General features: G+C 67.9%; 26 protein-coding genes and 1 pseudogene. 16 read left to right on the top strand and 11 right to left on the bottom strand.

The genetic code is table 11. From position 1 onward, the window contains the following. Positions 1-80: 80 nt before the first annotated feature. Positions 81-767 carry a response regulator transcription factor gene (locus OXS49_RS01720; RefSeq protein WP_244003763.1) on the bottom strand — a complete coding sequence of 229 codons (687 nt, stop codon included), beginning with the start codon at positions 765-767 and terminating at the stop codon, positions 81-83. Beyond that, entirely contained in the window at positions 764-2035 is a 1272-nt protein-coding gene (gene tyrS, locus OXS49_RS01715) for a tyrosine--tRNA ligase (protein ID WP_244003762.1), read from the bottom strand. The genes OXS49_RS01720 and tyrS overlap by 4 nt, the downstream gene beginning before the upstream one ends. 123 nt (positions 2036-2158) lie before the next feature. Here tyrS and OXS49_RS01710 point away from each other — a divergent pair, with 123 nt between their 5' ends. The 5 genes from OXS49_RS01710 to ribB all read left to right on the top strand — a co-directional run bounded on the left by OXS49_RS01710 (position 2159) and on the right by ribB (position 6778). Next, a complete protein-coding gene (locus OXS49_RS01710; RefSeq protein ID WP_267421148.1) occupies positions 2159-3298 on the top strand; it encodes an anhydro-N-acetylmuramic acid kinase in 1140 nt (379 codons plus the stop codon). After that, positions 3295-3972 (top strand): DUF3578 domain-containing protein, encoded by a 678-nt coding sequence (locus OXS49_RS01705; RefSeq protein ID WP_267421145.1) that lies wholly within the window; start codon positions 3295-3297, stop codon positions 3970-3972. The genes OXS49_RS01710 and OXS49_RS01705 overlap by 4 nt, the downstream gene beginning before the upstream one ends. 196 nt (positions 3973-4168) lie before the next feature. Beyond that, positions 4169-4393, top strand: coding sequence for an amino acid transporter protein (locus OXS49_RS01700; protein ID WP_267421143.1), 225 nt, complete (start codon positions 4169-4171; stop codon positions 4391-4393). Positions 4394-4566: 173 nt separating this feature from the next. Then, positions 4567-5667 (top strand): chorismate synthase, encoded by a 1101-nt coding sequence (aroC, locus tag OXS49_RS01695; RefSeq protein WP_267421141.1) that lies wholly within the window; start codon positions 4567-4569, stop codon positions 5665-5667. Positions 5668-5701: 34 nt separating this feature from the next. Then, on the top strand, positions 5702-6778 hold the full coding sequence (gene ribB, locus OXS49_RS01690; protein ID WP_244000323.1) for a 3,4-dihydroxy-2-butanone-4-phosphate synthase: 1077 nt from the start codon (positions 5702-5704) through the stop codon (positions 6776-6778). Between the two features lie 8 nt (positions 6779-6786). Here the strand turns inward: ribB and OXS49_RS01685 are convergent, their stop codons facing one another. Beyond that, positions 6787-7404: a LysE family translocator gene (locus OXS49_RS01685; protein ID WP_267421139.1), complete on the bottom strand. Its 618-nt coding sequence runs from the start codon at positions 7402-7404 to the stop codon at positions 6787-6789. A gap of 106 nt (positions 7405-7510) precedes the next feature. Further along, positions 7511-8440: a histone deacetylase family protein gene (locus OXS49_RS01680; protein WP_267421137.1), complete on the bottom strand. Its 930-nt coding sequence runs from the start codon at positions 8438-8440 to the stop codon at positions 7511-7513. Between the two features lie 197 nt (positions 8441-8637). Here OXS49_RS01680 and OXS49_RS01675 point away from each other — a divergent pair. The 3 genes and pseudogenes from OXS49_RS01675 to OXS49_RS01665 all read left to right on the top strand — a co-directional run bounded on the left by OXS49_RS01675 (position 8638) and on the right by OXS49_RS01665 (position 11924). Further along, positions 8638-9217, top strand: a pseudogene (locus tag OXS49_RS01675) (L,D-transpeptidase). A gap of 162 nt (positions 9218-9379) precedes the next feature. After that, positions 9380-9820, top strand: a complete 441-nt coding sequence (locus OXS49_RS01670) for a hypothetical protein (protein ID WP_244000280.1) — start codon at positions 9380-9382, stop codon at positions 9818-9820. 100 nt (positions 9821-9920) lie between these two features. Continuing rightward, positions 9921-11924, top strand: coding sequence for an acetyl/propionyl/methylcrotonyl-CoA carboxylase subunit alpha (locus OXS49_RS01665; RefSeq protein ID WP_267421134.1), 2004 nt, complete (start codon positions 9921-9923; stop codon positions 11922-11924). Positions 11925-11952: 28 nt separating this feature from the next. Here the strand turns inward: OXS49_RS01665 and OXS49_RS01660 are convergent, their stop codons facing one another. Then, positions 11953-12162, bottom strand: coding sequence for a hypothetical protein (locus OXS49_RS01660; RefSeq protein ID WP_244000275.1), 210 nt, complete (start codon positions 12160-12162; stop codon positions 11953-11955). A gap of 6 nt (positions 12163-12168) precedes the next feature. Between OXS49_RS01660 and OXS49_RS01655 the strand changes: the two genes are divergently transcribed. The 6 genes from OXS49_RS01655 to OXS49_RS01630 all read left to right on the top strand — a co-directional run bounded on the left by OXS49_RS01655 (position 12169) and on the right by OXS49_RS01630 (position 15243). Then, positions 12169-12291, top strand: a complete 123-nt coding sequence (locus OXS49_RS01655; RefSeq protein WP_267421129.1) for a hypothetical protein — start codon at positions 12169-12171, stop codon at positions 12289-12291. A 30-nt stretch (positions 12292-12321) separates the two neighbouring features. Continuing rightward, positions 12322-12753: a gamma-glutamylcyclotransferase family protein gene (locus OXS49_RS01650; protein WP_244000273.1), complete on the top strand. Its 432-nt coding sequence runs from the start codon at positions 12322-12324 to the stop codon at positions 12751-12753. Positions 12754-12898: 145 nt separating this feature from the next. Next, positions 12899-13747 (top strand): formate/nitrite transporter family protein, encoded by an 849-nt coding sequence (locus tag OXS49_RS01645; protein ID WP_244000272.1) that lies wholly within the window; start codon positions 12899-12901, stop codon positions 13745-13747. A 56-nt stretch (positions 13748-13803) separates the two neighbouring features. Then, positions 13804-14088: an acylphosphatase gene (locus OXS49_RS01640; protein ID WP_244000270.1), complete on the top strand. Its 285-nt coding sequence runs from the start codon at positions 13804-13806 to the stop codon at positions 14086-14088. 94 nt (positions 14089-14182) lie between these two features. After that, complete coding sequence (locus OXS49_RS01635; RefSeq protein ID WP_267421122.1) at positions 14183-14944, top strand: DUF599 domain-containing protein; 762 nt, start codon at positions 14183-14185, stop codon at positions 14942-14944. Beyond that, the gene (locus tag OXS49_RS01630) at positions 14941-15243 is read left to right on the top strand and encodes a DUF3253 domain-containing protein (protein WP_267421120.1); all 303 of its coding nucleotides are present in this window, start codon (positions 14941-14943) and stop codon (positions 15241-15243) included. The genes OXS49_RS01635 and OXS49_RS01630 overlap by 4 nt, the downstream gene beginning before the upstream one ends. Here the strand turns inward: OXS49_RS01630 and OXS49_RS01625 are convergent. The 5 genes from OXS49_RS01625 to epmA form a co-directional block, all read right to left on the bottom strand. Further along, positions 15186-16013, bottom strand: coding sequence for a YdcF family protein (locus OXS49_RS01625; protein WP_267421118.1), 828 nt, complete (start codon positions 16011-16013; stop codon positions 15186-15188). The genes OXS49_RS01630 and OXS49_RS01625 overlap by 58 nt on opposite strands. Continuing rightward, positions 16010-16657, bottom strand: a complete 648-nt coding sequence (locus OXS49_RS01620) for a dimethylmenaquinone methyltransferase (RefSeq protein ID WP_267421115.1) — start codon at positions 16655-16657, stop codon at positions 16010-16012. Before OXS49_RS01620 ends, OXS49_RS01625 begins: the two co-directional genes overlap by 4 nt. A gap of 84 nt (positions 16658-16741) precedes the next feature. After that, on the bottom strand, positions 16742-17353 hold the full coding sequence (locus tag OXS49_RS01615) for a glutathione S-transferase family protein (RefSeq protein ID WP_267421183.1): 612 nt from the start codon (positions 17351-17353) through the stop codon (positions 16742-16744). A gap of 10 nt (positions 17354-17363) precedes the next feature. Then, positions 17364-18413 (bottom strand): lysine-2,3-aminomutase-like protein, encoded by a 1050-nt coding sequence (locus OXS49_RS01610; RefSeq protein WP_244000259.1) that lies wholly within the window; start codon positions 18411-18413, stop codon positions 17364-17366. Beyond that, positions 18410-19465, bottom strand: coding sequence for an EF-P lysine aminoacylase EpmA (gene epmA, locus OXS49_RS01605; protein WP_244000257.1), 1056 nt, complete (start codon positions 19463-19465; stop codon positions 18410-18412). The genes OXS49_RS01610 and epmA overlap by 4 nt, the downstream gene beginning before the upstream one ends. A gap of 234 nt (positions 19466-19699) precedes the next feature. Between epmA and efp the strand changes: the two genes are divergently transcribed. Beyond that, the gene (gene efp, locus OXS49_RS01600; protein ID WP_243919478.1) at positions 19700-20266 is read left to right on the top strand and encodes an elongation factor P; all 567 of its coding nucleotides are present in this window, start codon (positions 19700-19702) and stop codon (positions 20264-20266) included. Positions 20267-20302: 36 nt separating this feature from the next. Here the strand turns inward: efp and OXS49_RS01595 are convergent, their stop codons facing one another. Beyond that, on the bottom strand, positions 20303-21316 hold the full coding sequence (locus OXS49_RS01595; RefSeq protein ID WP_267421110.1) for a heparan-alpha-glucosaminide N-acetyltransferase: 1014 nt from the start codon (positions 21314-21316) through the stop codon (positions 20303-20305). Between the two features lie 406 nt (positions 21317-21722). Here OXS49_RS01595 and OXS49_RS01590 point away from each other — a divergent pair, with 406 nt between their 5' ends. Continuing rightward, positions 21723-22262 carry a cold-shock protein gene (locus OXS49_RS01590; RefSeq protein ID WP_267421107.1) on the top strand — a complete coding sequence of 180 codons (540 nt, stop codon included), beginning with the start codon at positions 21723-21725 and terminating at the stop codon, positions 22260-22262. Positions 22263-22300 lie beyond the last annotated feature (38 nt).

The following is a 22300-nucleotide window of genomic DNA, read 5'->3' as shown; positions in this document are numbered from 1 at the left end:
GGACGCCGGTTCGGCGCAAGTGAGCGTGTCACAACACGAGCTTAGAGCCGTGCCCGATTGCAACGCGATCGGGCACGGCTCTAGTCCGGAGATCGCAGTCGGTAACCGACGCCGGTTTCCGTGAGCAGGTAGCGCGGCCGCTCAGGGTCGGGCTCAAGCTTCTGCCGCAGCTGGCGGATATAGACGCGCAGATACTGCGGATCCGACGAGGCCGGCGCGTGGCGCATGAGCTGGGCGTGGGTGAGAACCTTGCCCGCATGCTGCACCAGCACCCGCAGGAACTCGTATTCCCGCGGCGACAGCTTCACCTCGCGCTCGCCAACCCGAACGATCCGGCGCACGAGATCGACCGACAACTCGTCGAGGCGGAACACCGGCCGCTCGCCCTGCATGGCCAACCGATGCCGGAGCGCGGTGCGGATGCGCGCGAGCAACTCGTTCATGCCGAACGGCTTGGTCACGTAGTCGTCCGCCCCGAGATCCAGGGCCTCGACCTTCCCACGCTCGTCGTCGCGGCTCGAGAGGATCAGCACCGGCAGATCCGGCCAGCGCTCGCGAATTGCCGCGAGCAGCGCATGGCCGGCCATGTCGGGCAGCCCGAGATCGAGGATCACGAGGTCGATGCCACCCGCCTCCAGGCTCGCGAGCGCTGCGGCACCGTCGCCGGCCTCGACGATCGCGTAGCCCTGCGTGCCGAGGCCGGTCCGGAGCAGGCGCCTGATCGGCGGCTCGTCGTCGACGACCAGAATGCTGGCCGAGGCGGTCATTCCACCCGCAGCAGCACGTGCCGCTTCTTGCCGAAGGACAGCTTGATCACGCCATCGCGCGTCAGATCGCTCCGCCCGAGCATCGCCTTCTCGTCCGACACCGGCACGTCGTTGACGCGCAGGCCCCCGCCCTTGATCTGGCGCCGGGCCTCGCTGGTCGAGGGCACCAGCTTCGCGATGTCGGGCCCGAAGGCCGTGAGCACCCCGAGTCCGGCCTCAAAAACGGCCGCCGGAACGATCACGGACGGCAGGTCGGCCGCGAGCGTGCCCTCTACGAAGGTCTTCCGCGCGGTCTCGGCCGCCGCTTCGGCCACCTCGCGGCCGTGCATCAGCGCCGTGGCCTCCGTGGCCAGCACCATCTTGGCGGCGTTGATCTCGGATCCGGCGAGCGCTGCGAGCCGGGCGATCTCGTCCATCGGCAGCAGGGTGAACAGCTTGAGGAAGCGGGCGACGTCGGCATCCTCGGTGTTCCGCCAGAACTGCCAGTAATCGTAGGGCTTCAGCATGTCCGGATTGAGCCAGACGGCACCCGCGGCGGTCTTGCCCATCTTGGCGCCCGACGATGTGGTCAGGAGCGGGCAGGTCAAAGCGTAGAGCTGCGGCGTGCCCATGCGGCGGCCGAGATCGATACCGTTGACGATGTTGCCCCACTGATCCGAGCCGCCCATCTGCATCAGGCAGCCATAGCGGCGGTTCAATTCCACGAAGTCGTAGGATTGCAGGATCATGTAGTTGAATTCCAGGAACGAGAGTTCCTGATCGCGGTCCAGGCGCAGGCGCACGCTGTCCATCGACAGCATGCGGTTCACCGAGAAATGGCGGCCGACATCGCGCAGCATTTCAATGTAATTGAGCTTGGTCAGCCACTCGGCGTTGTCGACCATCACGGCGTCGTTGGCGCCCGCGCCGAAGCGCAGGAACCGGTCGAAGGTCTTGCGGATCTCGGCCTTGTTGGCGTCGATCTGCTCGACGGTCAGGATCTTGCGGGTCTCGTCGCGGCCGGAGGGGTCGCCGACCCGGGTCGTGCCCCCGCCCATCAGGGCGATCGGCTTGCCCCCGGTGGCCTGCAGCCAGTGCAGCATCATGATCGACAGCAGATGCCCGACATGGAGCGAGGGCGCCGTGCAATCGTAGCCGACATAGGTGGTCAACCGGCCTTCGAGCGCGGCCGCGTCGATCCCCGCGAGATCGGAGGTCTGGTGGATGTAGCCGCGCTCGGTCAGGATCCGGAGGAAATCGGATTTCGGCGCGAAGCTCTCGGCGGTCATTGGTACAATCTCGGGTCGCATGCTGGCGCGACAGGCCGAGGCCCCGCATGCTAGCTCGCGCTGGGTTCAGGATACGGCGCGCTCTTAGCAGGGCGTTGGCCGAAAGGCACGGGGCAGGGCGGCATGGCGATGATGCGCGCGATCGGACTGATGAGCGGCACCTCGCTGGACGGCGTCGACATCGCCCTGATCGAGACAGACGGCGAGGGGGTCCACGTCGTCAAGGGCCACAACAATTTCCTGGAGCCGTTGGGACCGACCGGATACCGCGGCTACGCCGAGGACGAGAAAGCGCTCCTGCGTGGGGCGACCAAGGATGCCGAATCCGTTCTCCATCCCGCGGACCGGCCCGGCCGCCTTCCGGAGGCCGAGGCCTTCGTCACGCAGGCGCATGCTGAAGCCGTGGAGCGCTTTCTGGAAGAGAACGGCCTGAAAGCCTCCGAGATCGACGTGATCGGCTTCCACGGCCAGACCGTGATCCACCGGCCGGACCAGCGCATCTCGATCCAGATCGGCGACGGGCAGGCCCTGGCGACACGTCTCGGCATTTCAGTGATCTCCGACCTGCGCCGGGCCGACATTGAGGCGGGCGGGCAGGGGGCGCCGCTGGTTCCGGTGTTCCACAAGGCGCTGGCCGAGGCATCGGGCTTCGACGGGCCGTTCGGCATCCTCAACATCGGCGGCGTCGCCAACGCGACGCTGATCGATTCGAGGGGGGGCGTGATCGCCTTCGACACCGGGCCGGGCAATGCCCTGATCGACGAGTGGATGCAGGACCGCGAGGGTAAGAACCTCGACGATGGCGGGCGCACCGCCGCCCGGGGCCGACCGGACGAGCAGCTCCTTGCATGGCTGCTGACGCACCCGTTCTTCTTCCGCAAGCCGCCGAAATCGCTCGACCGGAACTGGTTCTCGCACAAGCTCGCGGGCCAGCTCTCCACCGAGGACGGCGCTGCGACGCTGACCGCCTTCACGGCCCGGGCGGTGGCGCGCGCGCTGGACCACGCTCCCGAGATCCCCACCCGCTGGATCGTGGCCGGAGGCGGCGCGCGCAACGGCGAGCTGGTGCGGCTGCTGAACTACCACCTGCGCGCCGAGATCACGACCGCCGACGCGATCGGCTGGTCCTCGGCCTACCTGGAGGCGCAGGCCTTCGCGTATCTGGCGGTGCGCTCGCTGCGGGGCCTGCCGATCACGCTGCCGTCCACCACCGGCGTGCGCGAGCCCTTGACCGGTGGCGTCCTGGCCCGACCGAACCGGTGAGCCTGGGCTACGCGCTGCACCGGATCATCGACGAATACCCGCTGGCCCGTCTCGACCCACCGGCGGGACACCCTGTCGCGGCCCTGATCCGGCGGGGCGCGCCAGACGAGTTGCGCGCGGCCCTGGCGCCGATCGAGGGTCCGTTCCTGGTGAAGGGCAGCCCCGGGCGGGGAAGCCACTGGGCAGCCGTCCCCTGGATCGCAATGTTCGATCCCGCCGTCACCACGAGCGCCACCCGGGGCTATTACCTCGTCTACCTGTTCCCGACCCATCGCGAGGCCGTGCACCTGTCGCTGGTTCAGGGCACCGTGGCGGCGATCCGCGAGCACGGGAGCGGCGCGGGCGCTCACCTGCGCGCCAGCGGCGACGGCCTCCGGCTGCGGCTCGCTGACTTCGCCGACCGGCTTCCCAACCAATCCATCGCGTTGGGCACGACCGGCGAGCTACCCGAGGGCTACGAGGCGGCCCACATCCTTGGATTGACCTACACGCGCGACGAACTCGGGGACGAGCGGCGGCTGCGCGCCGATCTGGCGACGGGTCTCGCGGCCTATCGGGCCTTGAAGGCGCGCGGCGGTCTCGCGCCGGAGGGCGTACCTCGATACTCGGTCCCGGGCATGCGACGCTCGCGCTCCCGAACCAGAAGCCCTCCCGCGTGCGGCGGATCTTCCTGAAGGATGCCGCACGGCTCAGCATGACGACAGATGTCCGCTGAGCCGCGCTAAGCGGGTTTCGCAAAAGTGGCCACCGGTTTTTCGACAAAAACCTGTGATATAACAAAGAGCTAAGCAGATGAAGTGTTGGCTTGCCAACGCAAATCTGCTTAGAATGGATCGCTCTCTGTTTCCGCCAAAGCCGACAGCCCGGTCCGTGCTGGTCGCAAACGACCGCACGAAGCTGACGGCGAAGTATGTGAATGCGATTGCGGATGCGATCTTCACGGTCGGTGGCTTGGCGCCCATCTTGGCCACACGTCTAACAGCTGGTCCACCGACTTTGCCGCTGCCGGTTATCGTCGGCGTGGCTATCGTTTGCTGGATGACGAGCGCGACGCTACAGTACTCCGCGCGGCGTTATTTGAAGGAGTTGCAGTGATGGGCTTTTCGGACATCCTGACACTGCTACGCGTGCCTGCGGCCGCCCTGATCCTTGGCTTAGGCGCATTGCGTTATGCGCGGTGGGCCGACGGACGCTGACAGGCTGGACCTATACCTGACGGTCTCCCCCGGTTTGTGCCCTCGCCGCTCCCGCGCTAAGGCAGCCGCGCCATGTCGCACAACACCTTCGGCCACCTGTTCCGCGTCACGACCTTCGGCGAGAGCCACGGGATCGCGCTCGGCTGCGTGGTCGACGGCTGCCCGCCCGGCCTGCCGCTGGAGGCCGAGGAGATCCAGGCGGAGCTCGACCGGCGCAAGCCCGGCCAGTCGCGCTTCACCACCCAGCGCCGCGAGCCCGATCAGGTGAAGATCCTGTCGGGCGTGTTCGCCGACGATCGAACCGGCGGCCGCCAGTTCACCACCGGCACGCCGATCGCGCTGATGATCGAGAACACGGATCAGCGCTCGAAGGATTATTCCGAGATCCGCGACAGCTACCGGCCCGGCCACGCGGATTACACCTACGACGCCAAGTACGGCATCCGCGATTATCGCGGCGGCGGGCGCTCCTCCGCCCGCGAAACTGCGGCCCGCGTGGCCGCCGGTGCCGTGGCCCGCAAGGTCGTACCCGGCATCACCATCCGGGCGGCCCTGGTCCAGATGGGCCCGCACGCCATCGACCGGTCGCGCTGGGACTGGGCCGAGACCGGCAACAACCCGTTCTTCTGCCCCGATGCCGAGACCGCCGCTTTCTACGAGACCTATCTCGACGGCATCCGGAAGGACGGCTCCTCGGTCGGCGCCGTGATCGAGGTCGTGGCCGAAGGCGTCCCGCCGGGCCTCGGCGCGCCGGTCTACGGCAAGCTCGACGCGGATCTCGCCGCCGCGATGATGTCGATCAACGCCGTGAAGGGTGTCGAGATCGGCGACGGTTTCGCGGCGGCAGCTCTCCGCGGCGAGGACAATGCCGACGAGATGCGCGCCGGCAACGATGGGCGCCCCCGCTTCCTGGCCAACCACGCGGGTGGGATCCTCGGCGGCATTTCCAGCGGCGAGCCGGTGGTGGTGCGCTTCGCCGTGAAGCCCACATCCTCGATCCTCACATCGCGTCGCTCCGTGACCCGGGACGGCGCCGAGGTGGACCTCATCACGAAGGGCCGCCACGATCCCTGTGTCGGCATCCGGGCCGTGCCGGTGGCGGAGGCCATGATGGCTTGCGTGCTCGCCGATCATTATCTGCGCCATCGTGGACAGGTCGGGCAGCAGCCCTGATCCCGGCCCCGCCTTCAACGATTCGAGAATGCCCGTGCCCCATTGCACCGTCACCGAGGCCATCGCGGCCTTCGCCAAGGGCGAGATCGTCGTCGTCACCGACGACGACGACCGCGAGAACGAGGGCGACCTCGTCGTCGCGGCATCCCTTTGCACGCCGGAGAAGATGGCGTTCATCATCCGCAACACCTGCGGCATCGTCTGCGCGCCGATCACGCAGGGCGAGGCCAAGCGCCTGCACCTCGCGCCGATGGTCGCCTCGAACGACGCACCGCTCGGGACCGCCTTCACGGTCACCGTCGACACGAAGCACGGTCTGACGACGGGCATCTCGGCGGAGCAGCGCTGCAACACCGTCCGGGCGCTCGCCAACGGCAACATGGGCGCGGGCGACTTCGTCCGCCCCGGGCACGTCTTCCCGCTGATCGCCCGCGATGGCGGCGTGCTCATGCGCTCGGGCCACACCGAGGCCGCGGTCGACTTGTGCCGCTTGGCGGACCTGCCCCCCGTCGGCGTGATCTGCGAACTCGCCAACGACGACGGCACCGTGATGAAGGGGCCGCAGATCGAGGCCTTCGCCGAGCAGCACAAGCTCAAGCAGGTTTCGGTGGCCGATCTCATCGCCTACCGGCAGGCCCGGGACCGGCTGGTGGAGCGGGTCGGTCATTTCCCCGTCCGGTCGAACCACGGTGACATGACCGCCTACGTGTTCTCCACGCCCTTCGAGACGATCCAGCAATTCGCCTTCGTGATGGGTGAGATCGGCGACGGACGTGACATCCTCGTGCGTCTCCACCGCTCCAATGTCGCCGCCGATGTGATCGGCGGCGGCAGGCAGATCGACGCGGTGCTGCGGCGTTTCGCGGAGGCCGGTCGCGGCGTGCTGGTCTATCTCCGGGATGGAACGGCGGGCGTGCCGGTCATGAGTGCCACCGACGAAGGGACGGAAGCGCTGCGCGCCCGCCAATGGCGCGAGGTCGGTCTCGGGGCACAGATCCTGCGCGATCTCGGCGTGGCCTCGTTCCGCAACCTCGCGACCTCGTCGCGCGCCTATGTTGGCTTGGCGGGCTTCGGTATCGAGCACCTGGGCGACGAGCCCCTGGAAACCTGACCGTCGTCTCAGGTGCGCCGCGCGACCGTCCAGATTGCGGCGCCCGCCATGATGGCAGCAGCGCTGCGACTCAGCCGTCGGTGGAACGCCGAATTTTGCAAGGTGTGCCGCGCCGGCGAAGCCAGAGCCGCGTAGGGCGTCATCACGGCGATCAGGACGAGGGCCGTAACGGCGACGAGCGTCGCGAAGTCACGCCCTGTGACCGCACGCAGATCCAGCAAGGTCGGTAGCACCGCGAGATAGAAGACGATCGTCTTGGGGTTGGCGAGCGTCACGGTGAGACCGGCGAGGAAGCTCGCCAAGGGACGGTCGCCCCGGCGGCCCGTCACGGTCTGGGTGCGCGCTGCGCTGCGCCACAGCTGGACCGCGAGGTAGCCCAGATAGAGCGCCGCGCCGATCCGGACGACAACGAACACGTCGCCCAGGGCCTCGGCCATGCGGCTCAGCCCGAAGACCGCGGCAGCGAGATAGGTCAGGTCGCCCAGGATCAGGCCCGCGGCGAACGCCATGCCGGCCCTGAACCCCGAAGCAAGCGCCCGCGCAACGAGCGCTACGACGCCGGGGCCCGGAATGGCGGCCACGATGCTGAGCGCCAGCGCATACGCCAGGAAACCGGAGGCCGTCATTGCACACGTCTCGATCTGCGGCGATCGATGGCCCCGTCACGATGCCAATTCCCGAACGCCTCAGGCTAAGGCCGGATCCAGCCAGTTCGCAACCGCCTGATCGGGCCTATCGCCCCATCAGCGCGTCGACATGCGCGGCGGCCGATTTGGCGAGACCTTCGAGGCTGTAGCCGCCCTCCAGCACCGAAACGATCCGCCCGCCCGCGCAGCGTTCGGCGAGTTCCATCAAACGGCGCGTCGCCCAAGCGAAGTCCTCCGCCTCGAGCCGCAGATTGGCCAGGGGATCGAGGCGATGGGCGTCGAATCCAGCCGAGATCACGATGACGTCCGGTCGGAACGTCTCCAGGCGCGACAGGATACCGGTCTCGAACGCCTCGCGGAACACCGCGCCGTCGTCATTCGGGCGCAGGGGCACATTGACGATCGTGTCCTTGTCGCCGCGCTCCGACGCGGCCCCGGAGCCGGGGTAGAGCGGCATCTGATGGGTGGAGCAATACAGGACCGAACCGTCGTCCCAGAAGATATCCTGGCTGCCGTTGCCGTGATGAACGTCCCAATCGACGAGGGCCACGCGTTCGGCGCCGTGCTTCGTCTGCGCGTAGCGGGCCGCGATGGCCGCGTGATTGAACAGGCAGAATCCCATCGACCGGGTCCGCTCCGCATGGTGGCCGGGCGGTCGCATGGCCACGAAGGCGTTGCGGCACTCGCCGGCTACGACGGCGTCAATCGCGTGCGTCGCGCCGCCGATGGCGCGCAGCGTCGCCTCCAGGCTTCCCGCGGACAGGACCGTATCGGAATCGATCCCGACCATGCCGTGCTCCGGCACGGCCGCGACCAGCGCGTCGACATAGCTTCGGGGATGAGCGAGCGCCGCGGTCTCCAGCTCGGCGCGCGGCGCAGAAGCCCGCACGAGGCCGGCGAAGCGCTCGTCCTCAAGCGCGCGCTCGACGGCCCGCATCCGGGCGGGCCGCTCAGGGTGGCCCTCCGGCACCTCATGATCGAAGCTCGCGGGATGGCTCACGTACAGTGTGGTCACGACGGTCGCTCCCGGGTCCGATCCTGTCGCGCGCCTGCAACAGGAGCCGGCAATGTGCCACGGTCGTAACGCGCGGACTACGGCCGCGTGCGCGCCACGACTAGGCTTGTCCGACTCATCTTCACCTTTTCCCGATTATCGAACGCTGTTCGGTGCGGGTCTGCTCATTCGAGACTGGCAGCATGAACATTGGCGGCTTGCGCATCGTCCCGATCATCGTCTGTATGGGCCTTCTGGCAGGCTGCACCTTCAAGGCCGTGCCCGATCCAACGCTGTCGGCCCGCGACGCGGAATTCATGGCGCTGGTGCCCGATGCGGAGTTCGATCCGCATTTCGCCCGGTACGAAATGAGCGATCCGACCCACGAGCCAACCCGGCACGATCGTGGTCGAGACAAAGGAACGGCAGCTCTACCTCGTTCAGCCGGGCGGGAAGGCGCTCCGCTACGGCGTCTCGGTCGGCGACGAGGCCTATGGCTGGACGGGGAAAGCCGTTGTCGACCGCAAGGCGGAATGGCCCGCCTGGAATCCGCCGGCCGAGATGATCAAGCGCTGGCCGCACGTCCACGCCATGCAGGGCGGCCCGATGAACCCGCTCGGCGCCCGCGCCCTCTATCTGACGGACCACGGCAGGGACACGCTCTACCGGATCCACGGCACCAACGAGCCCGAGAAGATCGGGCAGGCGGTCTCGTCGGGGTGCATCCGGATGCGCAACATCGACGTGGTCGACCTCTACAATCGCGTCCCCGTGGGCGCCTCGGTCATCGTCCGGTAACGCAACTGGTCAACGTCCCAATAAGCCTGCTTGCTCGTGAGGTGTTTACCTGAACTGCCATTCAGATCTGGCCATTAACTCCTGGCAGGGAAGCTGTCCCGTAAGTTGAAGACACACAGGGACTAGCGCCGACCGCAGCAAAGGTCGGGGAGGCAGGCGACCATGACCATGATTTCCGTGCAACAGTTCTGCAACCATGCCGTTTCGACGGGCCTGATCAGCGACGAGGATCTGCTGGTCCTCAAGCGTGAGGTTATCCCGGATGGCCTGATGAGCCGCGACGATGCCGATCTGCTGATCGCCCTCGAGCGCGCGGTGATCGGCTCCGACGCGTTCGCGGATTTCCTGGTCGCCTCCGTGGTCGACTTCGCCGTGTGGGGATGCCGGCCGACCGGTTACATCAACGCGGATGTGGCCGCCTGGCTCGCCGCGTCGCTCAGCGGCCGCGAAGGCCCCAGCGTCGTCGGGGCGCGGATCGCCATGGAAGTCGTCAAGGAGGCCCAGGGCAGCGCCGAATCATTGATGGCCTTCGCCCTGGAGGCCAATCGCCGGATCCGGGACGCGGTCCAGCCCGCCCGCATGACCTTTGCGCTGGCCGCCTGAACCTCAGACCAAGGCGCAGCTTCCGTCCGGGACGCATCTGATCTATCGGGACAGTCAAGCCGGTGTTCAATCCGGCGATCTCGGAAGCAGTGCGCCAGCGATGTTCGACAAGATCCTGATCGCCAACCGGGGCGAGATCGCCTGCCGGGTCATCAAGACCGCCCGGAAAATGGGCATCAAGACCGTTGCGGTCTACTCGGACGCCGACCGCGACGCCGTGCACGTCGCCATGGCGGATGAGGCCGTGCATATCGGCCCCGCGAGCGCGTCCGAATCATACCTCGTGATCGACAAGATCGTCGAGGCCTGCAAGCAGACCGGCGCGCAGGCCGTCCATCCCGGCTACGGCTTCCTGTCCGAGCGCGAGGCCTTCCCCAAGGCGCTCGAAGCCGCGGGCATCGTGTTCATCGGCCCGAATCCCGCCGCCATCGCCGCCATGGGCGACAAGATCGAGTCGAAGAAGGCGGCCGCCGCCGCCGAGGTCTCGACCGTTCCGGGCTTCCTCGGCGTGATCGAATCGCCCGAACACGCCAAGACGATCGCCGACGAGATCGGCTATCCGGTGATGATCAAGGCCTCCGCGGGCGGCGGCGGCAAGGGCATGCGCATCGCCCATTCGGGCGACGAGGTGGCGGAGGGCTTCGCCCGTGCCAAATCGGAGGCCGCCTCCTCGTTCGGCGACGACCGCGTCTTCATCGAGAAGTTCATCACCGATCCGCGCCACATCGAGATCCAGCTGATCGGCGATAAGCACGGCAACGTCGTGTATCTCGGCGAGCGCGAATGCTCGATTCAGCGCCGTAACCAGAAAGTGATCGAGGAGGCGCCGTCGCCGCTTCTCGACAAGAAGACCCGCCGCAAGATGGGCGAGCAGGCCGTCGCGTTGGCGAAGGCGGTGAACTACGATTCCGCCGGTACGGTCGAGTTCGTGGCCGGGCAGGACAAGTCCTTCTACTTCCTGGAGATGAATACCCGGCTCCAGGTCGAGCATCCGGTGACCGAGATGATCACCGGTCTCGATCTCGTCGAGCTGATGATCCGCGTCGCGGCTGGCGAAAAGCTGCCGATGACCCAGGACGACGTGAAGCTGAACGGCTGGGCCGTGGAGAGCCGCGTCTACGCCGAGGATCCGACCCGCAACTTCCTGCCCTCGATCGGCCGACTGACCACCTACCGGCCGCCGGAGGAGGGGCAACGGGGCAAGGCGATCGTGCGCAACGATACCGGTGTGGAGGAGGGCGGTGAGATCGCCATCCACTACGACCCGATGATCGCCAAGCTGGTAACCTGGGCGCCGAGCCGCGCCGAGGCGATCGCCGCCCAGGGCGAGGCGCTCGACGCCTTCGCCATCGACGGCATCCGCCACAACATCCCGTTCCTGTCGGCGCTGATGGCGCATCCGCGTTGGCAGGAGGGCCGTCTGTCCACCGGCTTCATTGCCGAGGAGTTCCCAGAGGGCTTCACCGCGCCGGAGCCCGCGGGCGACGTGTCGCGCCGCATGATGGCCGCTGCGGCGGCGATCGACCACAAGCTCAACCAGCGCAAGCGTGGCATCTCCGGGCAGATGCGCGCGCCGGGGCTGTTCGCCTTCGAGCGGGATCGGGTGGTGATTCTGGCCGGGCAAACCTATGCCGTTACGGTGGAGCCGGAGGGCGAGGATCTGCTTGTCACCCAGGATGACGGCAAGTCGCTCTCGGTTGCGAGCGTGTGGCGTCCCGGCGAGCCGGTCTGGATCGGCACGATCGGGTCCGAGCGGGTGGCCATCCAGGTGCGCGGCCTGCTGAACGGCGTGTTCCTGCAGCATGCCGGTGCCGCCGCCGAGGCCCGGGTCTATACCCGCCGCGAGGCCGAACTCGCTGCGCTGATGCCGGTCAAGGAGCAGGCGGGCTCGGGCAAGCAGGTGCTCTGCCCGATGCCCGGTCTCGTGAAGCAGATCCTCGTGGCGGAAGGCCAGGAGGTGAAGAATGGCGAGCCGATCGCGGTCGTCGAGGCGATGAAGATGGAGAACGTGCTCCGCGCCGAGCGGGACGCGACCGTCGGGAAGATCCACGCCAAGGAGGGCGAAAGCCTCGCGGTCGACGCGGTGATCCTCGAATTCGCCTGAGCCGGTGCGCCTTCGTCGTGAGTGCGGTTCACAATGAGCAGACGAAGCTGCTGGCGATGGCGGCAAACAACGTTGCAGTCGCCTTCGCGGTGATCGGCTTCGTCATGCCGATCACCGCGATGAGCTTCGGGATCGCCAACGCATCGACATTGCGCTGAGCAACCGCCTTCTTCGTGGCGATCTGGCTTTGCGCCGCGATCAGCTTACATTGGGTCGGGAGGCGCGTGCTGCGGAGCATCAGGCCATGAGCTCGGGTGAAATCTTTGTCACCTTCGTAATACCCGCTGTGACCTTGGCGGTCGCCTATGCGGCGATGCGCGCGAACGAATGGGCGATCCAGCGCGACGAGCGCAAATCGGGCAAGTGACGGGTCCGAGGGACGCCTGACGTCTGCCGCATGCCCCTCTACTTCGCCTACGGCGCCAACATGGATGCCGCCGCGATGGCCCTGCGCTGCCCGGTCTCGCGGCTGATCGGCGGCGGGCATCTGCCGGGATACCGATTCATCATCATGCGCGCGGGCTACGCCTCGGTGGTGCGCGATCCGGCGCGCGTTGTCTGGGGCGTGGTTTGGGAATTGGCCGGCGACGACATCCCGGCCCTTGATCGCTACGAGGGCGTGGCGGGCGGCCTCTACACCAAGGCGACCCTGCCGGTCCGGACCCCTGAGGGGGTCAAGCGCGCTCTGATCTATCTCGGCTGCTCCACCGCGCCCGGCCGCCCGCGGTCCGGATACCTCGACGCCGTCCTGGCGGCGGCACGTGCTGCGCAACTGCCGTCAGCCTATCTCCGAGAACTCGGCAGCTGGTCGCGCGGCCTTCCGATCTGATGGGAGCTCAACTGGTACGCAACCTGCTTGCCCACGATCGAGCTGGCGGGCGAGGGGTCTCACCGCGCCCGGCCAGCCGTCCGTGATTGTGCAGCATGTCCGTCGATCAACGGCGATTGGCGCGCGTCTGCGAGGGAGTTTTTGCATGTCGTATCTGGCGCCCGCCGATTTCGTGAAGAAGGCCGTCGATGCCGGTGAGTCGAAGGTCTTCATGGCCACCAAGGACACTTTCATCCGGGGCTATATGGCCGGCGCGATCCTGGCGCTGGCCGCGGCCTTCGCGGTCTCGGTGAACCAAGCCACCGGCCAGCCTTTGATCGGCGCGCTGCTGTTCCCGGTCGGCTTCTCGATGCTCTACCTGCTGGGCTACGACCTGTTCACCGGCGTCTGCGTGCTGACCCCGCTGGCTCTGATCGACAAGCGTCCCGGCGTGACCGTCGCCGGCGTCGCGCGCAACTGGGTGTTGGTCTTTTTCGGCAACTTCGCGGGCGCGCTTACGACCGCCGTCATGATGTCGATCGTGTTCACCTTCGGCTTCGCCACGGAGCCGAACGCCGTCGGCAAGCTGATCGCCGGCATCGGCGAGGCCCGGACGCTGGGCTACGAGAAGTACGGCGCCTCCGGCATGCTGACGCTCTTCATCCGCGCCATGATGTGCAACTGGATGGTTTCCACGGGCGTGATCGGCGCCATGCTGTCCACGTCGGTACCCGGCAAGGTGATCGCGATGTGGATGCCGATCACGGTGTTCTTCTTCATGACCTTCGAGCATTCGGTGGTGAACATGTTCCTGTTCCCGTCGGCGATCCTCATGGGCGGCCATCTGACCGTGATGGATTACCTGCTGTGGAACGAGATCCCGACGCTCGTCGGCAACATTGTGGGCGGCCTCGCATTCACCGGCCTGATGCTCTACTCGACCCACGTACGGACCGGCGCGACCCGGTCGGCGGCCGTCGGCGCGAACGTGCGTCGGCCCATCGCGGCCGAGTAAGGCAATCCGGACCCGCACGTCCTGCGTGCGGGTCCTCCGGGTGGGTGTAGTTCCGGATGGGTGAGACACGGACGGTCTCCGTCGTCATCGAGGGTCGGGTTCAGGGGGTCTCGTATCGGGCCTGGACCCAGAGCGAAGCACGGGCCCGCGGTCTGACAGGCACCGTCCGCAATCGCGACGACGGCGCGGTGGAAGCCGTCTTCAGCGGCACGCCAGAAGCCGTGGCCGAGATGCTGACGCTGTGCCGGTCCGGGCCGCCGAGCGCCCGCGTCACCGATCTCACCCTCCGCGAGCACGCGGATGCGCCCAGCCTGAGCGGCTTCGAGATCCTGCGCAGCTGAGCCGACGGTCACCCCGGCCATTCGAGCGGCTTCTGCGCCGGCCCTTCGGCTGGTATGGCGTCGCGGTCTGCCGCGAACACGCATTTCGAGACGCATGACCGATCTATCCGCCAGCCAGGCTGCGTTCTCGCCCCTGGATCTTGGGGCGCTCCTGTATTTCATCCTGGCTTGGGTGGCGTACGGTCTGTCCGTTGGGCGGCTGCGGGGCCGGATGGTGTCGCTCAGCCAGATCATGAACGGCCATCGCTCGAACTGGGCGCGGCAGGTGATCGGCCGGGACAACCGGGTGGTCGATACGCAGATTAACGCGTCCCTGCAGAACGGCACCGCCTTCTTCGCGTCGACCTCGCTGATCGCGCTCGGATCGGTCCTGACGCTGTCGCGGTCCGGTGACGACGTGTTGAACCTGTTCGCCACCCTGCCGTTCGGCATGGTCGCCAGCCGTCTGACATGGGAGTTGAAGGTCGCCGGCCTCGCACTGGTCTTCGTCTACGCCTTTTTCAAATTCGCCTGGGCCTATCGCCTGTTCAACTACGCGGCGATCCTGCTCGGTGCGGTGCCGTCCAAGGGGTCCGGGGCGAGCGAGACCGAGATGTTGCGGGCGGTGCGCCGGCTCGCTGCGATGAACGTCAGCGCCGGGCGGCACTTCGCGCGCGGGCAGCGCGCCTTCTTCTTCGCCCTGGCGTATCTGGGCTGGTTCATCAGCCCCTACGTGCTGTTCGTCTCGACAACGGCGGTTGTGATCATCATGTGGCGACGGCAGTTCGCGTCCGAAATCCGTACGGCGCTCCTCGAAGCGGGCGAGGGCCCGCACGAGGGTTCGCTCCTGCCGCCCCTCCAAGAGGCACGGACATGACCGAGGCGAGACCGGACGACACGGCGATCGAGACGACCATCCTGGACCTCGTGGCGGCGCGCGGCGCGGGCAAGACCATCTGCCCCTCCGAAGTCGCCCGGGCCTTGGGCGGCCCGCATCCGGATGGCTGGGGCCCCCTGATGCAGCCGGTGCGCCGCGTTGCGGTCCGCCTCGCCCATGCGGGCCGCGTGGCGATCCTGCGCAAGGGCAAGCCCGTGGACCCGGACGATTTTCGCGGAATCTATCGGCTGGCGCTGCCCGCCGGTGCCTCCGGCCCCGGCAACCAATCCGGCGTGTAGCCCGCCCATCGATAGACGACGAGGCCGATCCACTCCTTCACGCCCAGGTCGAGCTGGAGCAGTCCGTCCGAGGCGAAGCCGTTGAAACGAGTCAGGTCGCCCCAGCCGCGCGTCCGGTAGTCGACCGGGAAGGCATCGACCGTGAACCCGGCCTGCCGGAAGCAGCCGACCGCCCGGGGCATGTGCCAGGCCGAGGTCACGAGGAGCCAGCGCTCGCCGGGCTTGGGCAGAACGAGCGCCGCCGTGAAGATCGCATTCTCGCGGGTGTTGCGCGAGCGGTTCTCCAGGATCAGGCGCGTGCGGGGAACCCCGATGGTGTCGGCCTGCCGACTGACGATATCGGCCTCCGAGATGCCACCCCCAATGAAGCCGCTTCCGCCCGAGAAGACCAGCCGCGCCGTTGGGAAGCGTCGGGCCAGATCCGCCAGATAGATCGGCCGCTCGCCGGCATCGTTGACGACGACCTGCGCCCGCGCCTCAGACAATCCGGACTCGATCCCGCCGCCGAGGACGATGATGCCCGTGGGCGGCGGGCCGTCCGCCGGGAACGCGGGAAAGCGTTGTTCGAGCGGGAGCAAAACCGCCTCGGACAGGGGCGCCAATCCCCCGATGGCCAATCCGGTGGCGCCCAGGAGCGCCAGGGCGGTGCCGGTCCGGCGAAGCCGCGTCACGTGGAGCAGGACGCCGATCAGGACCGCGAAAATGAAGACATTCGAAGGGGTGATCAGAAAGTAGATCACCTTCGAAAGCGGGAAGAAGGCGGTGCTCACGCCGTCTTCGTCTCTGCCTGGAATCGCTCCAGCGCCGCCGCATCGGGGGGCAGGAGGCCGGCGAGGCTCTCACCCCGCTCCACCTCGCGTTGAATCCAGAGATCGAGGCGTTGCTGCTCGACGGCTTCCAGCGCGATCCGCTCGGCGATGGCGACGGGTAGCGCGACGATACCGGCCTCGGTGCAAACAATGATGTCCCCCGGATGGATCGCAGCACCGCCGCACGAGACGGGCTGCTGCGTGCCGACCAGGGCCAGTACACCGATCGCGCCCAGCGGCGCGCTCCAGTGCGGCAGGCCGACTGGCTCCGGCAACGCGGCATCGGTGACGAGGCCGACGGCGCCGCGCTGGGCAAGCCGGGCCGACAGGATGGCACCGAAGGGGAGTGCCAAGCCCGATCCGGCAGCGTCGATCACCACGACAGCCCCCTCGGGGATGGCCTCGATCGCGGCGGCGAGATCGCCCGCGGCATCGTCGCGGGCCGGGATCATGCGCAGGGTGTACGCGGTCCCGATCGCGGTTCCGCTGCCAGCCAACAGACCCCGCGGGCTGAACGCTTTGACGCCGGCCCGCGTCAGGGCGCGGGCGAGACTTGCGGATGTCACGGCGGAGAGCGCGTCGCGCAGGGTCGGGTCGATCGCCATCGTGGCTTCCTTTAGGGGTGCAATCCGCGTCGCACGCTTGCCAAGGTGGACCCGGCGCGCGCGACGGCAAGTCCGTCGGAACGCTCAGCCAATGGGCTCGCGCAGGGCGTTCGCAGCCCCCGGCCGGGCGGCAATGCGCGCGTACCACCGGCGCAGGGCCGGGCGCTCGATGCGTTCGGCCGGAAGGTTCAGCCAGCGATGGGCCGCGCAGCCGAGGGCGATGTCGGCAATCCCGAAGCAGTCGCCGACCGCGTAATCCCGATCCGCCAGATGGGCGTCGAGAATCGCCGCCTGAGCCTCGGATTTCCTCAGCGACGCGGCGATGAGGGCGCGGTCGGGCTCCGGCGAACGGTAGAGCTGCCAGAAGGCGTCGCGCATGGCCGGCGTGAAGCTCGTCGACTGCCAGTCGAGCCATTGATCGGTCTGCGCACGCGCCCGGGGATCCTCGGGCAGCGCCAGGGCCCGACCGTTCATCGCCAGATAACGGAGGATCGCGTTCGACTCCCAGAGGACGAAGCCGTCCTCCTCCAGGGTTGGCACGAGGCCGTTCGGGTTCAGGGCGCGGTAGGCGGGATCGGAGACGACGCCGAAAGCACCGCCCGCGTCGATCCGCTCGTAGGCGAGCCCGGCTTCGTCGAGCCCCCAGATCGCCTTCTGCACGTTCACCGAAGTGAGCCGCCCCCAGAGCCTGCGCATCGTCACGCCTTCAGTCTCCCGCCTTCGGTGGATAAGCGTGATCGCATCCGTCCGGATCGGTCACCCGCTGCCCGTCGATGGTGTCGGTCAGGTAGTTCGGTCCAACCGGCACCTTGCCGTGGCCGCCGGGAATGTCGAGCACGTACGTCGGCTGTGCGAGGCCGGAGAGACGCCCGCGGAGCGCCCGCATCAGGGCCTGCCCTTCGGCGAGGCCCGTGCGCAGGTGGCTCGTCCCCGGAGCGAGATCGCCGTGGTGCAGGTAATAGGGCTTGATTCGGTTCTCGACAAAGCTCCGCATCAGGGCTTCCAGCGTCGCGGGATCGTCGTTCACGCCGCGCAGCAGCACGGTCTGGCTGACCATGGGGATCCCGGCATCGATCAGCCGAGCGCAGGCGGCGCGGGCGCTCGGCGTGAACTCGCGCGGGTGGTTCGCGTGCAGGGCGACGAAGACGGCGCGCCCGAAACGGCGCAGCGCCTGCACGAGATCGTCCGACACGCTGTCGGGTTTGACGACCGGCACGCGGGTATGGATCCGCAGAACGCGGACATGCTCCATGGACGCGAGCCGCTCCGCGATATCGCCAAGACGTCTGGCCGAGAGCGCGAACGGATCGCCGCCGGTGAGCACGACTTCCCAGATCCGAGGATCCTGCGCGATATAGGCGAACGCGGCCTCCAGTTCGGTCTCGCTCAACGTTCCGAGCCCGTTCGGCCCGACCATCTCGCGGCGGAAGCAGAAGCGACAATAAACCGGGCAGATGTGCAGCGGCTTGAGCAACACCCGGTCGGGGTAGCGGTGTACGATGCCGGTGATCGGCGCATGGGCGGCATCGCCGATCGGGTCCGCGCGCTCCTCGGGTTCGACCCGGCACTCCTCCACGGACGGCACGAACTGCCGGGCGATCGGATCGTCCGGGTCGCTCGGATCGATCAGTTCGGCCATGTCGGGCGTCACCGAGACCGCGTAGCGGGCGAGAACGACGCGCAGCAGGTCGGCCTCCGCGCCGGAGATCAGGCCAGCAGCGGCGAGATCGTCGGTGTTGCGCAGGGCCTGGGTCACGCCTGGGTCTCCGCGACGGGGGTCCAGATGACATCGTCGATGCGGCCGGCGCCGCAGGCCAGCATCGCGAGGCGGTCGAAGCCGAGGGCGATCCCGGAGGCGTCCGGCATGATGGCGAGGGCCGCGAGGAAATCTGCGTCGATCGGGTAACATTCGCCGTAGACGCGCAGCTTTTCTGCCATCTCGTCCTCGAAGCGGCGGCGCTGCTCGGCCGGATCGGTCAGCTCGCCGAACGCGTTGGCGAGCTCGACGCCACAGACGTAGAGTTCGAAGCGCTCCGCGACGCGGCCGTCATGGGGTGCCGGCCGGGCCAGCGCCGCCTCGCTCACTGGATACTCGCACAGGATCGTCGGTCGGCCGATGCCGAGATGCGGCTCGATCCGGGCCACCAGGACCCGCGAGAACAGATCGACCCAGGTGTCGTCCGGCGCGACCCGCAGATCCGCGGCGGCGGTGGCGCGGGCGAGGGCCTCCCGGTCGGTTTCGCCGGTCCGCGACAGCGTGGCGAACAGATCGATCCCGGCGAAGCGGTCGAAGGCCTCGGCGAGGGTCAGCCGCTCCGGCTCCGCGAAGGGATCCGCGTCCCGGCCGCGATACGCGAAGCGGCGCAAACCCGTCGTCACGGCGGCCAGCCTCAGCAGATCGGCGCAGTCCGCCATCAGGTCCGTATAGGGCGCTCCGGCCCGGTACCATTCGAGCATCGTGAATTCGGGGTGGTGCAGCGGTCCCCGCTCGCGATTGCGGAAGACCCGCGCGAGGCTGAAGAGCCGCGACTCCCCGGCCGCCAGCAGCTTCTTGCAGGCAAATTCGGGTGAGGTATGCAGATAGAGGGGCGTGCGCGCGCCGCTGATGCCGACAGCTTCCGTGGCGAAGGCCGAGAGATGCGCCTCGTTGCCTGGTGAGACCTGCAGGCAGGCCGCCTCAACCTCGACGAAATCCCGCTCCGCGAACCAAGACCGGAAGGCCGCTGTGAGGCGGTTGCGCTGGATCAGCGCCGGCCGGCGATCGGCATGGCGATCGGTGGCCCACCAGGGGGAGGGGGGTTCCGTCACCACGACGAACTCTCGAGGGCGGGCGAAGACGGGGCGCCTGTCATGATCGGGTCGATCCGGCCCATTCTCATTTCCGGTCCCGGCGCGGACACGACATGGCCTGTCGGCGGCTCACAACGACGATTCGGCCGCCCGCTGGCAACCGGGACGCAGATGCGATAGTGGCGGGGTCCGACAATACAGCGCCCGCGCTTGGCGCGTGCCGCCCCCCATGTCAATGCAGGACGCAATTCCGTGAAGGTGATCGCCTCAACGCTCCGCAAGGGCAACGTCGTCGACAAGGACGGCAAGCTCTACGTGATCCTGTTCGCCGAGAACATCCATCCCGGCAAGGGCACGCCGGTGACCCAGCTCGACATGCGCCGGATCACCGACGGCGTGAAGGTCTCCGAGCGTTACCGGACCACCGAGCAGGTCGAGCGCGCCTTCGTGGAAGATCGCGAGCACACCTTCCTGTACAGCGACGGCGAGGGGTTCCATTTCATGAATCCTGAGAGTTACGAGCAGATCGCCGTGCCGGCGGACGTGGTCGGCGACGCCGCCCCCTATCTGCAGGAGGGCATGGCCGTCATGCTCTCGGTCCACAACGACGTGCCGCTGACGATCGAACTGCCGCAGCGCGTGACCCTGGAGGTCACCGAGACCGAGCCGGCCATGAAGGGACAGACCGCATCGTCGTCCTACAAGCCGGCGACGCTGTCGAACGGCGTCCGCACGACCGTGCCGCCGCACATCGCGGCCGGAACGCGCGTCGTCGTCATGACCGCCGACGGGGCCTACGTCGAGCGTGCGAAGGACTGAGATAGCCTAGCCGGTCGCGCAGCGCCGCGGCCGATGTCAGCGTGGTGCGTGCGCCGCATTCTCGAGGGTTGCGTAGCAGCCCTGCGAGAGCGCCTGGGCCCGTAACCGCTCCGGTGGGCTGAACGGCCGTCCGTCCTCGCGGAACAGATCCTCGCGCAGCAAAGCGTCCGACGTGCAGCGCGCGGCGATCCGGCAGAGCGGCGGCTCGCCGCCGGTGCGGGTGCAGATCGTGGCGTAATCGGCTCGGAACGCCCGCAGGCCCGCGCGCGGATTGGCGCCGGTGACCGTCACCAAGCCGGTGAGCGCTGCGAGCAACAGCGGCTGGTGGATCAGGTAGACGACGAGGCTGTGGCGCCCTGCGAAGGTCGCGGCCCGCGCGAGGGATGAGCGTGGGCTCCAGGCACCCAGGCGCGACCGCGCGAGCCTCGGCAGACCGATGCGGCCAAGCACGATCCCGCCGAGCACCACCCCGAACCACGGAAACAGCGGCACGTAATCGTTGGTCCGCGGCATCACGGAGCCGAGCCCCAGGAAGAACAAGACGGGCGCATCGAGGAACGCGGCATGGACGACATGCGGTGTCGCGAGCACCAGCGCCGCCGCGAGCGCGGTGATCGGGACCGGTAAGAACAAGAAGGCGAGCCCCAGCACGCTCGACACGGCGATGCAGTGCAGGATGCCGAAGAACACATAGGCGTCCGGAAACGTGATCCACGTCCCCAGGGTCACCAGGAGGGCGGCGCCCCCGACGCGGGCGAGCCGCAGCAGCGTGGGCCGGGGCCGGATACCCCGACCGTTCATCAGTACGAGCCCGACGCCGACCAGCACGAGGAAGCTGCCGGCGATCATCGCGGCGGCCAGATGTCCGCCCGGCGTGACGGCGTAATTCTCGGCGGTCAGCCGCAGATACCCGAGGTCCCACAGAGTGTGATAGCTCGCCATGGCGACGAGCGCAGCAGCCCGCGCCCCATCGATGACCGGCAGACGATTCCCCCGGCCTTCGATCGGAGGGGCGGGCGGGCGAACGGCGAGGGTTGGGTCGGCGGACATGGCAAGGAACCCAAATCATGACGGCCCGGCACCTGCAAAGGGCTTACTGCTCGGCTTAAGAATGGCGTCGGGGAGAAAGCCGACCTCTCGGAAACGTGATGCCAGCCGAGACTGGTTCATGGACAGTCGGGTGGCGCCGCTCGATCCGGCGTTCCGCGGGCGCTGAGGTGCGTTTGCGTACGCCGTCTGCGACAGATCGACTGTTGCCGCCGCGCATACACCTGCCGAGATTGCAACTCGGCATAGCTCGCTTGCCGTTGAAACGGGCTTCCCGCGTGTCAGGACTTCGTTAATCTTGCCGGGAACCGGCGCGGCGTGATTCAGGGTAGGTTTTTCGGCCATGTCTGACGAACGCGGATCCGGGCCGGAAACCCCTGATCATGGAACGAGTGCTCGCAGCGCCGAAATGGGCCTGCGTGAGGACGAGGCTCTAGAGCTCATCGAGGTCGCCGGACACATCAAGTGGTTCGACGTCGCGAAAGGATTCGGATTCATCGTGCCGGATGACGGCACCCCGGATATCCTGCTTCACGTCACTTGCCTGCGGCGGGACGGTTTTCAGGCGGCGAGCGAGGGCGCGCGCATCGTCGTGGAGGCGGTGGAGCGGCCCCGGGGCTGGCAGGCCTTTCGGGTGATTTCCCTCGATCAGGCGACGGCGGTCCATCCCTCGGAGATGCCGCTGCCGCGGACGCACGTGACCGTAACGCCGACCAGCGGGCTGGAGACCGCCGTGGTGAAGTGGTTCAACCGCCTTCGGGGCTTCGGCTTTCTGACCCGGGGCGACGGCACGCCCGACATCTTCGTCCACATGGAGACATTGCGCCGGTACGGGATCGCCGAACTGAAGCCGGGCGAGGCCGTGCTGGTCCGATACGGAGACGGCTCGAAGGGCGTCATGGCTGCGGAGGTCCGGCTGGTCGACGGGACCCTTCCGGCGTCGCACTAGCGCGGTGACCGGCTCGCAGTCTCTGTTCTGACGCGCTC

This window comes from Methylobacterium sp. GC_Met_2 (assembly GCF_026540795.1).
GTDB lineage: Bacteria > Pseudomonadota > Alphaproteobacteria > Rhizobiales > Beijerinckiaceae > Methylobacterium.
Note: the sequence above shows the minus strand (reverse complement) of the source record. Positions and strands in the feature narration are given on the sequence as shown.